Raw genomic sequence first — 11585 nt, forward strand, 5'->3', positions numbered from 1 at the left:
TTGGACTTGGTCCTGTATCAACAATAGCCGATACCTTGCGGAGGCAGCAATCCCTTCGTCGTTGACGCCCTGATCGGTGAGCGGGCTCTATATCTCATTTTCGGCAATAGTTCGGAAAACCTGAAGAAAGGGCTGCGCGGTTGATACACCGAGGGGGGTGGGATGCGGCGATTCACGGTCCACCGAGCGTCGAATGCCGAGCGACCGACAGCCATTTCCCGAGTCTTCGTTACCTTCATTATAGATGCTTTTCGACTGGCGGTCAAGAGGATTCGTACCGCGAGACTGCGATGTCGTGGGAGTACGCTGCCTTCAGTGCCGTTCCAGTACAGGTGGTTGACCAGGCGTTCAGGTCGTCCCTATAATGTGCGAGGCTGATGGCTGCCTTCGAGAGACCAGGACAGGTCGCGGATTTGGGGTTTCGCCGTCGCTGGAGAGGCTTACCTGCTTGTCATCCGGTATACCTAACAAAGGCCTGAATCAGATTCGACGACTCGCATATCGAGGATCGCGCGACCTTCGCCTGCTCTCGTTCACCGTATTCTGCGTATCGTTCGGGTGGGGTGCGTATTTTTCAACCTTCAACAACTTCGCCGTGGAAACCCTGAACCTGAGAGCCGACCAGTTGGGCATGCTGGAGTCGCTCAGGGAAGTGCCGGGGTTTCTGATGGTCTTCGTGGCCGCGCTGATGATGCGCGTTGCGGAGCCGATACTGGGCGCAATTGCCCTCGGACTGGTGGCGCTGGGCATCTGTGGGTACAGCACGGTAAACAGCGTTCCTACCCTCATCGTGTTCTCTCTAGTGTGGAGCGTTGGGATACATGGATGGATGCCTCTCTCGCCTTCGATGACGCTGAGTCTGGCGGCAGAGGGGAGGCAGGGAAGGCGACTCGGACAGATGGGTTCCATCGGGGCGTTGGGGACCATCTGCGGGATGGCGATGGTCTTCATCCTCGCGAAAGTTCTCCACTTCAGCAGCATATTCGTGATCTCAGGAACGGTGGTCGGGATCGGGGCGGTGGCCGTCTCCATGATATCGAGGGACATCGGGCATAAGCAGAAGCCGAGGTTTGTCTTCAGGAAGCGTTTTTCGCTCTACTACCTGCTTGTGTTCCTGGAGGGATGCCGCAAACAGGTCTTCATCACGTTCGCGATCTTCGTGCTGGTGAGGCAGTTCGGGGCATCGCTTCGCACGGTGGCGTTGCTCATGATAGTTAACAGCGTCACGAATCTGATCCTTGCCCCCAGGTTCGGGCGGTTGATAGACAGGATCGGCGAGAAGAAGGTGCTTCTGGTATGTTACTCGTTACTGATACCGGTGTTTATCGGCTACGCGACCGTCAATAGCAAGCTGGTGATGAATGCGTTGCACGGTATCGACGCCATGTTTGCGATGGATCTGACGTCATGGATTCTGCGGTACTACACCGCCGGTGAACTGACTCTTGGTGCGCTCTGTTGTCTATACTTTGCCGATAGTCTGCTGTTCCTGGGGAGCATTGGACTCACAACGTACCTGCACAAGATCGCTGATCCTTCGGACGTGATGCCGAGCCTTGCCATGGGGATATCGGTGAATCATGCCGCTGCGGTCATAGTGCCGGTCGTTGGAGGCCTGCTGTGGACGAGGCTGGGGTATCAAGTAACGTTCTACGGGGGTGCGGGTATAGTGGCGCTCTCCGTCCTTGCGGTGTGCCGAATGAGGATATCCGCCCGCAGAGTCATCTCAGAGAGTCCGCCACCTTCGTGATCACCGGCCCCGGAAGGTCGCCTAGGACAACGTGTGATATGCCGTCTCTCGTTACGGTGGCGGCGTTGCCCTGGTCGGACTTCCTGAGTACGCAGGAGCCTTTCCGCGCATCCTCACAGGATGCCGAGCATGGGCGTGCGCTCGTCGATTTCGACTGGAAAAGCGAAATGCTGGTCACGCCGTTTGTGTAGCGAATGCAGGCGCAACGGTGCGGAAATTCGCAGGAGCACGAGTGAAGGCGGCACGATTCGAGCTCAAATCCCTTCGGGACATACCCCGGCATGCGGACCTTGAACCCAAGTTCCCTGGACAACTGCCCGGGCGTCATCTCGGTGCCGTCACCGGCATCCCTGCTTATCATCCTGCTGTCCTTGGGTAGCTCGAATACGTTGTCCGGGATCGCCTCCTCAAATCGAATGGACACGAAGTGCGTGGAGGACCGGACTCTGCCTCGGCAATCACGGTCCTCCTGGCCCAGGACCGCATACGTCTCGGCGTCAATCCAGAGACGTTTTAGGATTGTCCGAGACCGGTTTCCGCGCACAACGATGAGGTGGGCCGGGCGTCCGGCGATCGTCTTGATGCCGGTCGAGGTCACCCGGTGATTGGCAAGCAGCAGGTCCAGCCTATCGCCCAGGCGAGAGCACCGGACGCTTGGGGTGACGGTGATCGTGTGGGACGTCGGGTCATAGGTTCGCATTTCATTCCCATCGCTCGACATGACGGTCCCCTTGAGCGGCCCGGAGGTATATTCCATGCGGCATCTGTCGGCCACTCCATGTACGATCTCCATCGTGCTGGCGACCGTATTTCCACAGGAACTCACACTGGTGCGGGCCGTCGCGGAGAAACAATGCTGGAATCCGTCGTCACAGGCGCGGCGAATGACCCACGAAGCCTCGCTCTCTGAGTTTCGGGAGAGGATGATTGCTGTCGCAGCGCCCGCGAGAATGACAGGTATCCAGAGTCTGGGCCTCAAGGTGTCTTCCCCTCAAGCTTTTGGTGCGCCGCGTCGGCGAGCAGAGACGCCGTGTATAGAGCCGGCCGGTCGGCTAGTATCTCCTGACCGGCGTAGAACATGTGGCCCTGCGCATACTCGTACAGGGAGGGATCAGTCTGCTGGGGTGGCATGAGGGTGGTTCGCGCAAGAATTAGGACAAGCGCGGGAACGCTGAGTGCAAATGCCCAGCGCGCCCGCTGCAGGAGTAGTGCTCTGTGCCCCGCACTTAATGCTCGCCGAGATGTGATGTGATTCGGAAGCGGAGGGTAGAGTCCTGCGGGCGGATCGAGCGGCTGGAGGTTCTCCACCATCTGCATCACCATGCGGTCAAGTTGCAGCACGGCGCGGCACTCGGAACATTCTTCTAGATGAGTGGCGATTCTGCCGGAGAAACGCTTTGACAGCGACTCCGCAGCGTACGCGGATATGCGTCGTTGCACCTTCTCGCAGTTCATGGCAATCCTCGCTGTTGGCCAGGTGGTTCGGTCAGTACGTAATGCCCGAGCTTGCGCCTGAGTTCCTCGCGGGCGCGAGCCAGTCGGGACTTCACCGTGCCTGAGGGCACCTTGAGCATCTTCGCTATGTCTCTCACGTCGACCCCTTCGATGTGATGCAGGGCAACCACCGTTCGATGATCTTCTGACAGAGTGTCGATCGCCCGCTGAACCGCCTCCTGAATGTCCTTGCGTCCGAACAGCCGCTCCGGGTTCGCGGACCAGTCTTCGACTTCTCGCTCTACCTCGCCGTCCTCCAACTTTACAGTCTTATCCAGGGATTCGCCTCGGATCGTCCGGGCGGACTTGCGGAAATGGTCCCGAGTGATATTTACGGCGATCGTCCGAAGCCACCCGAGGAGCGCCTCATCCGATCTGAGCCTCTCCAGAGATTTGTAGACCCTCAGGAAGACCTCCTGCGTAAGATCAGCCGCATCATGCTCGTTGCCTACCATTCGATAGATCAGGTTGAAAACCCGTTTCTGATACCTGGCGAATAGTAGCTCAAACGCTGCAACGTCGCCGCGTTTTGACGCGTCTATCAGCTCACCGTCGGAGTGCTGGGAATAGCTTCTCGCCGCGACTTTGGATTCCTGAGTTCCAGACTCTATAGACGAGGGGCTCATGGGGTGGTTCCACAAATCTGGCGCGCCGGTCGTTGGTTTCTCCGTCGCGAACCGATGTATTATAGCACACTCTGCCCGGCGCGTCGCCATCGCCCCCAACTCCGTGTGCTCAGTCGGACAAAGTAGTGGGCCCGTTGGAAGGAAATCGACGGAGTGATGTTGAAACTACCCCTCGTGCGGCTGACTGGTGTTCATGCCGCGTGTCGTTGGCTCCATGATTCCGCTGAACAGGAGGTGAAGAGGGTATGCCGAAGGAAGAAGCCATGCGCGTAGACGGTGTTGTCGAGGATGCGCTGCCGAATGCGGTATTCAAGGTGAAGCTCGAGAACGGGCATGAGGTTCTCGCTCACATATCCGGCAAGATGCGCATGAGGTTCATACGCATTCTTGCAGGGGATAGGGTGACCGTCGAACTCTCACCGTACGATCTCACGCGTGGTCGAATCACGTGGCGGTACAAGTAGCCCCCCGGCGGAGAAGAATCACGAGCAATATCGCCGAAAAGCCTGCCATGGTCGCGCCGAAGTAGAAGGGTGCGGCCGGGCTGACTGACTGCCAGAGATATCCGGCGATCAGACTGGCTGGTAACAGAGCCAGACCGGTTACCGTGTGATAGGCCCCCATTCCGGTTCCCATTGCATCCGCGCACGCAAGGTCCGCCGCGAATGCCCTCTGCACCCCCTGGGTGAGAGCGTTGTAGACGCCGTACGTTGCGAATAGCGCCCAAACCGCGGAAGTGGATCGGGTGAGTCCGAAGCCCGCGTATACGCATGCGTACACCAAATACCCCGCGACGATAACATTCCGCCTGCCGATTCTGTCGGACAAGGCGCCTGCCCACATCGAAAGAGCAGCCTCCACCGTGTTGAACAGCGCGAAGGCTAGTACTATCCCGCTCGCCGCCATCCCCAGATTCCGCGCTCTCAGAATGAGAAACGCGTCAGAGGAGTTGCCGATTGAGAAGACGGCGGTCGCTACGAGAAAAAGCTTGAACTGGACAGAGGCATCCTTCAGCGTGAGAGAGGGGCGTTTCGCATCGCGAGTACGGTTGCACGCGGGTTCGCTGATGAAGGCGATAAGTACGAGTAGGGCTGCGGTCGCCGGTATGGCGGACAGAACAAATATGACGCGGTAGTTGCCGCCCAGTACCGCCAACAGCCAGAATGCAAGGAGCGGCCCTGCGACCGCCCCCAAAGTATCCATCGCGCGGTGAAACCCGAATGAGACCCCTCGACGGTCCGGAGAACACGCATCTGCAATGAGAGCATCTCGGGGTGCCGTACGGATTCCCTTGCCGAGCCTGTCCGCGAATCTCAATGCGAAGACCGACTGCCAGGTGTTCGACAACGAGAGCAAAGGCTTGCTCAGGGCCGATATCGAGTAACCGGACACCGTCAACCATTTGCGGTTGCCGAGCACGTCGCTGAACCACCCGGAGAAGACGCGGAGTATACTCGCCGTGCTGTTGGCGATCCCTTCGATCAAGCCGACCGCAGCCATGTTGGTGCGAAGCACCTCGGTCAGGAAGAGGGGTATCAGCGGGTATATGCCTTCGCTCGAGATATCGGTGAGCAGACTGACTATACCGAGCGTAACAACGGTGCGGCCGAGACGCGGACTTTTCATTCTAGCTAGAATGAGGTCGGGCGCAGAACCCTATCTGCCCCGGACTCATAGGATGCTCAGTGCAGCTCATTTGCCGCGGAAATCCGACTCCGGCACCATCTCGATGGCCTTGACCTTCGGCGGACACTCCCTGGCGCAGATACCACAGCCCTTACAGTGGTCCATGTCGATCCCGATCATCTTGCCTTCCTCGTTCACGAGGACGGAACTGTCCGGGCAGTAGGCCCAACAGGCCAAGCAACTGATGCACTTCTCCGCACTCCATATCGGGCGCTCGATGCGCCAGTCGCCGCTCAAATACTTGGCCGCGCCTCCAGCCTCGGGAAGCACTCCTCCGATCGGAAGCTCGCGCCACCCGGCATCCTTCCGAACTTCCTTCTTCTCGTTCTTTACGTTTGCAGACACCGTGCACTCTCCTTATTCTCAGAAACAGGGCTAACTGACCGTCGCGCTACGCATCGCCTCCACCGCCGATCTCCTGCCGATGCGGTGGCTCTGCGGTACGACAACCGCAGTGTATCAAATCTCCGAGGACGCGGTCAAGCCGCCAATCTCGGCACGAACTTGACTGTGCCGATGCCCGCTACTATACTGGGGCGTGTGGGGTACGTCAACTCACTTCGTCGCATCTCAAAGGGGCACCATGGAAATCAGTGACTCACTCTCCGATCTCGCTCACGCTATCCGTGACTCTGTCCGACCTCACCTCGGGTTGCTCTCTTCCAGGGAGTCGGTCGGAAAGGCAAGCAGCGGCGATGAGTCCTTCGCCATAGACGAAGTTGCTGAAAGAGCGATTGTTGATTTCATAGAGACGCGCGGGATTTCCGTCGCCTATTACTCCGAGGATCGCGGAATTGTGGAGTTCGGCGATCCGAAGGAAGTGTTGATAGTGGACCCGATTGACGGCAGCCGCCCCGCAATGGCCGGTTTCGAGCAGTGTGTAGTGTCGATTGCTCTGGCGCCGTATGCCGTCGGCGCGCGCCTCGCAGACGTTTCCTTCGGCTGTATACTCGACATCAAGAACGACAGAATGTACACCGCCACCCGGGACTCTGTTCGCATCGTGGACAAGGGAGCCGAGGTTCCGGTTACCCTGTCACCTGAACGGGACTTGGGTCGGATGGCGTGGAGCGTCGAGATAGCTGGACGTCCGGCGGATCTGGTGTTCGGTTCCGTGGCCACGCTTGTTGACAAGTCTTCGATCCGCGGAGGCTTCTTCGTCTACAGCAGCACGGCATTCTCACTAACGAGACTCGTCACCGGCCAACTCAATGCGGTCGTGGATGTCGGCAACCGTATCCTGAAGGACTATCCGGGGTCCAGAGAAAAGTTTCTGGAGGCCGGGCTGGGAACAGTTATGGGACTGTTCCCCTATGACATTGCCGCCGCTGTGCTCATCGCCCGGACAGCCGGTTGCGTCGTCACGGATGCGTACGGCAGAGATATCTGCTCTATGCGGTTGCTCGACACGTCTGAGGCTAACATCCAGTCCATCGCGGCCGCATCTAATCCCTGGCTGCATGAGGCGCTGTTGAAGGAGATAGACCAAGGTGTTCGATCACTCGCGTGACCCTGCAGGATTCCGGTTGCTCGTGATCCTCGTTGCGCTCTGTGCGAGATGCTTGGCCGCATCATCCGATCGTGCCTCAGAAACGCCAGCGGATTCCCCGGACGGGCTGGCCTGCTCCGTGTCCGCGTTTGGAGTCGGGCTGCGAGTCGCGAACGAAGAGACTCATCCGGGCCGGATAGACGTTCGCGGAACGGGGTTCTCTCGCCCGATCGCGTTCGAGCTCGGACGCGATAACAGTCACCTTCGGAGGGTGACCATCTCGAAATCGGGGGATCGCCTGAGCATCAGTGCCGGTGCGTCGTCGGCATATGCGGTCTACGAGAGCGATTGCTTCGTCGGGTCGGTAGTTCGGGAGCTATACTCCGCAGATGCCGGGTCGCTCACGGCTAGAGAGAAGATTCGCCTCCTGGTTTCCACGTCGGGCTGTGAACTGGCGGGAGAGCGCCGATCCACGCTCTTGCGGATGCACGCTCTACAGGCCGTGCTGGGCGTTGAGTTCACTGCAAGCATGGAATACCCGTCAGAGGAGGGTGGCGACTACCGGGTCTACGCCGGTGGCGACTTTCGTGTGCGCCTTCTGGCAAAGAACTCGGGAGAGGAGGCACTTACCGACCTCAGGTTCGGCCTGGTTGTGCCTGACGAATGGCAGTCGCGGTCTGTGATCTCTCCCGCGGCGGACGAACTCCGTCCGGGGGGCATTGCGGAGAGCGTGTACTCGATGCGTGCTTCCGGGAGAAGCCTTGTCCGTGCACCGGTCTTCCCGCTGATCGCCACAATGACTTTTCGAAGTGACGGGCGAGCATGTACGATTCACTACCCATTCGGAGTCAGGCTCTCCGATCCCTTTGCCGCGACACTCACTATCAACAGCGCGAACGAGAGGACGATCAAGGCGCGCATCAGGCTGAGATCGGTTTACCCGGGACGGGAGATGAAGAGCATATCGATGTATCCGTGGCTCAGCACCGCGCTCACCGTCGCACCTAGCCAGAGGACCACCGGAATGTCGTTCGGGCAGGGCGGGTTTCGGCTCGACTACGTGGCGCTGCCGACTTCTTCCACATATCGCGCCGTGACGGTCGTCATGAAACTCGATGAGCATCTTGTTCGTCTGCGGTCGGTTATGGAAGCGACGCTTGACGTCGGAACGACGATTCGGGGTCCGGCACTGTGGCTGGACGGCACTGACGATAGACGTACTGTTGTTGCCGAAATCGGGGGGCGAAGGTGTCGGAAGATCGTCGGCGACTTGGTCGGAACGATCAGATACGTGAACTTCGGCGCGAGCCCGAACTTCCCTTGGGTCGGTCGGACTTGGGTATCGGTCACATACTACGACTATCGTGTCGGCCGTCTTGTTGTTGAACCCGGATACGTGACAGGGAAAGAGCCGGGTCTGCGCTCAGCACAGGCCATCCGACTCGAAGGTACGGGGGAATGGAAGACGACTGTGTTCTCACTCGACGAAGCGGAACGCGAGAACCGCCTGTCGACGGGATTCGGGTTCCGGCTGGCGGTGGACTGCGACTTGAATGTCAGCAGGATCGTACTGTCGAAGTTCGCTCCCGAGACCGCCATACACTAAGAGCAGCACGTCGGCCGCCAGCACCACCCGGTAGAGATACTACGTGAGGCTGACGTTCGCGGCCTGCGGTCCCTTGGCTCCTTCGACTATCTCGAACTCCACGTTCTGGCCTTCTGCCAGGCTCTTGAACCCATCGGTCTGTATGGCGGAGAAGTGTACAAATACATCCCTGCCTTCCTCAGTCTCAATGAACCCGTAGCCTTTGGAATCGCTGAACCATTTGACTTTCCCTGTAGGCATACTATTGAACCTTCCTAACCCCACCTCTAGTTATGTGGGTGTGATCATTTAGTCTATTCTACTGCGGGTATTTGGGGTTGTCAACAGAAAATGCCGTGTTTTTTGGCCCGCACCTTAAAAAGATGAGCCTATCATATCCGTGGCGCTCAGCGGACAAACGTATGGCGCGACAAGGGATTCCGATCCGGCTTGGTTGGAGTTCTCAACCGGAGCTTGAAACCCGCAGGGAAACGCGCTACAATAAGGTCATCATTGCCGCAGGAGGTGGGGACTTGGATATATCGAGCGTGATTAGCTTGCGAAGGATGATATTCGGCTTATGCGTCTTAGTGGCGTTGGCGGTGCTTGCGACTTCCGGGGGGGAAGCAGCCTCGCCGAAGAAACATCTGTTGGTCGTGTCGGTGACGGCGGGCTTCCGTCATTCCTCGATTGCACTGGGTGAGAAGATCATCAACGAACTGGGCGAGAAGAATGGCAAGTGGGACGTGGACTACGTCCGGTCGGATGAAGACATGGCTCGGATGATGACCGCTTCCGCATTGAAGAAGTACGACGCGGTAGTGTTTAACAACACAAGTGGCGAACTGCCACTGCCTGACAGAAAGGCGTTTCTCGACTTCGTAAGAAACGGCAAAGCGTTCGTTGGCATCCACGCCGCAACAGACTCCTACAGAGACCAGGGCGACAAGCCGGGTTGGAAGGAGTACATCAATATGGTCGGCGCGCAGTTTGTTACTCATGGCGCGCAGTCGGACGTAAGCTGCATCGTCGAGGATCGGAATCACCCCGCGACCAGGCATCTCCCGGCGACGTGGACCGTTCGCGAGGAAGTCTACCAGTTCAAGGACTTCTCCCGTGACAGAATGCGCGGACTCCTCAGTCTGGACAAGCATCCGAATACCCAGGAACCAGGCGACTTTCCGATAGCATGGTGCAGGAACGAGGGTAGGGGTCGCGTCTTCTATACGGCGCTCGGCCACCGTGAGGATCTCATGGAGGGCGAGTTGTATAGGAAACACCTGGAAGGTGGTATTCTCTGGGCCCTTGGACTCGAAAAGGGGAGCGCGGAACCGGTCAAGCCGCAGCCACTCAGGGGGATGGACAGGAAGCAGGGTTTCCGGCCCCTGTTCGACGGCGTCAGCCTCGACGGATGGCATGCCCGCGATGAAGGGCGCACTCCTTGGACCGTACAGAACGGCATGCTGGTCATGGGGCACGGCGGAGCGGATCTGATCAGTAACCGTCAGTTCAGGAACTTCGTCATCCGTTACGACTATCAGGTGCCTAAGGGCGGCAACAGCGGGGTTTATCTGCGCGGTCGCTACGAGATTCAAGTGCTCGACGACTACGACAGCAAGACCGCCGACATCCACGGCAACGGCTCGGTGTACGGTGCTATCAAGCCGAGTTCATTTGCTAGCCGACCTGCGGGTGAATGGCAGACCGTAGAAGCCACGATGATCGGCGACCGGATCACTGTGGTTCTTAATGGCGTCACAATCGTGGACAACCAGGCGGTTACTGGCGTGACCGGAGGCGCTATTGACGGCAACACCGAGGTGCCGGGGCCGATAATGCTTCAGGGCGACCATGGTCCGATAGCGTATCGGAACATCCGTGTGAAGACTCTTCCGGGACGGTAGGGATTTGCTAACCACGCGGGGCTGCGCGTCGTATTAATGTGTGACGGACCGCGCGTGCGGCCGGAGAAGTACAACCATCCTAAGGAGTGCTCGATGAGTAACGGAAACATAGACAGGCGCGACTTCCTGAAGGGGGCCGCCGCCACCGTCGCCCTGCTCCTCACCGCTGAGCAGGTACTGGCCGCCGAGGCTGGAGAGGAGTCCCCCGTGAAGGGGCCGCCGGTCAGGATCGCTGTGATTGGGCTGGGGCTCTGGGGCAAGGAGATACTGACCTCGCTCACACTGCTGCCCTCGGCGCAGGTTACCGCAGTGTGCGATACCTACGAACCGTACGTGAAGAAAGCCCTTGAGATCGCGCCGAACGCGGCGCCGTTCTCGGATTACAGGCAGGTTCTGGCTTCCCCTGAGGTAGAGGCCGTGGTGTTAGCTACGCCGACGCATCTTCACAAGGACATTGCGTTGGAAGCGATGCAGGCCGGGAAACATGTGTATGTGGAAGCTCCGCTGGCAGGCAGCATCGATGATGCAAAGGCCATAGCGCTTGCGGGACTCGGGTCGGGGAAGGTCTTCCAGGGTGGTCTGCAGAGCCGATCGAATCCGCTCTACAAGCACGTGCTTCAGTTCGCTAGGGCCGGAGTTCTTGGCAACCCAGCGCAGGTGATGGCTCAGTCGAACAACAAGCTTAGCTGGCGCCGGATGGCTCCCACTCCGGAGCGGGAGTCCGAACTTAACTGGAGACTTGGGAAGGCGACTTCAATCGGGCTTCCCGGCGAACTTGGGGTGCATCGCTTCGATATGGCATCCTGGTTTCTCAACGGCCTGCCGAGATCCGTGAGCGGTTTCGGCTCGATAACTGCGTGGAACGACGGCCGCGATGTGCCCGATACGGTGCAATGCGTACTCGAGTACGCAAACGGCGTGAACTTGGTATTCTCTTCCACGCTTGCCAGTTCGTTCAGCAATACGTACATCTTGTTTCAGGGCAGCAACAACTCCCTGCTGCTCAGGGAGAAGAGGGGGTGGATGATCAAGGAAGACGATGCACCCTTGC

General features: G+C 58.7%; 12 protein-coding genes. 6 read left to right on the plus strand and 6 right to left on the minus strand.

Translation table 11 applies throughout. The features are described from left to right. Window positions 1-448: 448 nt before the first annotated feature. Window positions 449-1750 carry an MFS transporter gene (locus tag KBC96_12590; protein MBP6965232.1) on the plus strand — a complete coding sequence of 434 codons (1302 nt, stop codon included), beginning with the start codon at window positions 449-451 and terminating at the stop codon, window positions 1748-1750. Here the strand turns inward: KBC96_12590 and KBC96_12595 are convergent. Genes KBC96_12595 through KBC96_12605 form a run of 3 tightly spaced genes read right to left on the minus strand, consistent with a single transcriptional unit; the run spans window position 1722 to window position 3870 of the window. After that, window positions 1722-2729, minus strand: coding sequence for a hypothetical protein (locus tag KBC96_12595; protein MBP6965233.1), 1008 nt, complete (start codon window positions 2727-2729; stop codon window positions 1722-1724). The genes KBC96_12590 and KBC96_12595 overlap by 29 nt on opposite strands. Then, window positions 2726-3205, minus strand: a complete 480-nt coding sequence (locus tag KBC96_12600; GenBank protein ID MBP6965234.1) for a zf-HC2 domain-containing protein — start codon at window positions 3203-3205, stop codon at window positions 2726-2728. The genes KBC96_12595 and KBC96_12600 overlap by 4 nt, the downstream gene beginning before the upstream one ends. Further along, a complete protein-coding gene (locus KBC96_12605) occupies window positions 3202-3870 on the minus strand; it encodes a sigma-70 family RNA polymerase sigma factor (GenBank protein MBP6965235.1) in 669 nt (222 codons plus the stop codon). Before KBC96_12605 ends, KBC96_12600 begins: the two co-directional genes overlap by 4 nt. A gap of 245 nt (window positions 3871-4115) precedes the next feature. On the opposite strand from KBC96_12605, the gene infA reads away from it, so the two are divergent. Then, complete coding sequence (gene infA / locus KBC96_12610) at window positions 4116-4334, plus strand: translation initiation factor IF-1 (protein MBP6965236.1); 219 nt, start codon at window positions 4116-4118, stop codon at window positions 4332-4334. Here infA and KBC96_12615 read toward each other — a convergent pair. Together KBC96_12615 and KBC96_12620 are read right to left on the minus strand one after the other, a co-directional pair. Then, window positions 4315-5496 carry an MFS transporter gene (locus KBC96_12615; protein ID MBP6965237.1) on the minus strand — a complete coding sequence of 394 codons (1182 nt, stop codon included), beginning with the start codon at window positions 5494-5496 and terminating at the stop codon, window positions 4315-4317. The genes infA and KBC96_12615 overlap by 20 nt on opposite strands. Before the next feature lie 66 nt (window positions 5497-5562). After that, window positions 5563-5901: a 4Fe-4S binding protein gene (locus tag KBC96_12620; protein MBP6965238.1), complete on the minus strand. Its 339-nt coding sequence runs from the start codon at window positions 5899-5901 to the stop codon at window positions 5563-5565. A 238-nt stretch (window positions 5902-6139) separates the two neighbouring features. On the opposite strand from KBC96_12620, the gene KBC96_12625 reads away from it, so the two are divergent. Together KBC96_12625 and KBC96_12630 are read left to right on the plus strand one after the other, a co-directional pair. Continuing rightward, window positions 6140-7066 (plus strand): hypothetical protein, encoded by a 927-nt coding sequence (locus KBC96_12625; protein ID MBP6965239.1) that lies wholly within the window; start codon window positions 6140-6142, stop codon window positions 7064-7066. Window positions 7067-7316: 250 nt separating this feature from the next. Continuing rightward, the gene (locus KBC96_12630) at window positions 7317-8651 is read left to right on the plus strand and encodes a hypothetical protein (GenBank protein MBP6965240.1); all 1335 of its coding nucleotides are present in this window, start codon (window positions 7317-7319) and stop codon (window positions 8649-8651) included. A gap of 39 nt (window positions 8652-8690) precedes the next feature. Here KBC96_12630 and KBC96_12635 read toward each other — a convergent pair whose 3' ends face one another. Beyond that, a complete protein-coding gene (locus KBC96_12635; GenBank protein MBP6965241.1) occupies window positions 8691-8891 on the minus strand; it encodes a cold shock domain-containing protein in 201 nt (66 codons plus the stop codon). A gap of 272 nt (window positions 8892-9163) precedes the next feature. On the opposite strand from KBC96_12635, the gene KBC96_12640 reads away from it, so the two are divergent. Next, window positions 9164-10534: a ThuA domain-containing protein gene (locus KBC96_12640; GenBank protein ID MBP6965242.1), complete on the plus strand. Its 1371-nt coding sequence runs from the start codon at window positions 9164-9166 to the stop codon at window positions 10532-10534. A gap of 93 nt (window positions 10535-10627) precedes the next feature. Further along, window positions 10628-11585, plus strand: a 958-nt coding sequence (locus KBC96_12645) for a Gfo/Idh/MocA family oxidoreductase (protein MBP6965243.1), incomplete at its 3' end; no start/stop codon positions are given.

The sequence above is a fragment of the Armatimonadota bacterium genome (assembly GCA_017993055.1).
GTDB lineage: Bacteria > Armatimonadota > UBA5829 > DTJY01 > DTJY01 > JAGONM01.

Coding starts and splice junctions, on each gene's coding strand:
- KBC96_12600 (MBP6965234.1), bottom strand. CDS start 3,205: ATGAACTGCGAGAAGGTGCAACGACGCATATCCGCGTACGCTGCGGAG.
- KBC96_12615 (MBP6965237.1), bottom strand. CDS start 5,496: ATGAAAAGTCCGCGTCTCGGCCGCACCGTTGTTACGCTCGGTATAGTC.
- KBC96_12605 (MBP6965235.1), bottom strand. CDS start 3,870: ATGAGCCCCTCGTCTATAGAGTCTGGAACTCAGGAATCCAAAGTCGCG.
- KBC96_12635 (MBP6965241.1), bottom strand. CDS start 8,891: ATGCCTACAGGGAAAGTCAAATGGTTCAGCGATTCCAAAGGCTACGGG.
- KBC96_12625 (MBP6965239.1), top strand. CDS start 6,140: ATGGAAATCAGTGACTCACTCTCCGATCTCGCTCACGCTATCCGTGAC.
- infA (MBP6965236.1), top strand. CDS start 4,116: ATGCCGAAGGAAGAAGCCATGCGCGTAGACGGTGTTGTCGAGGATGCG.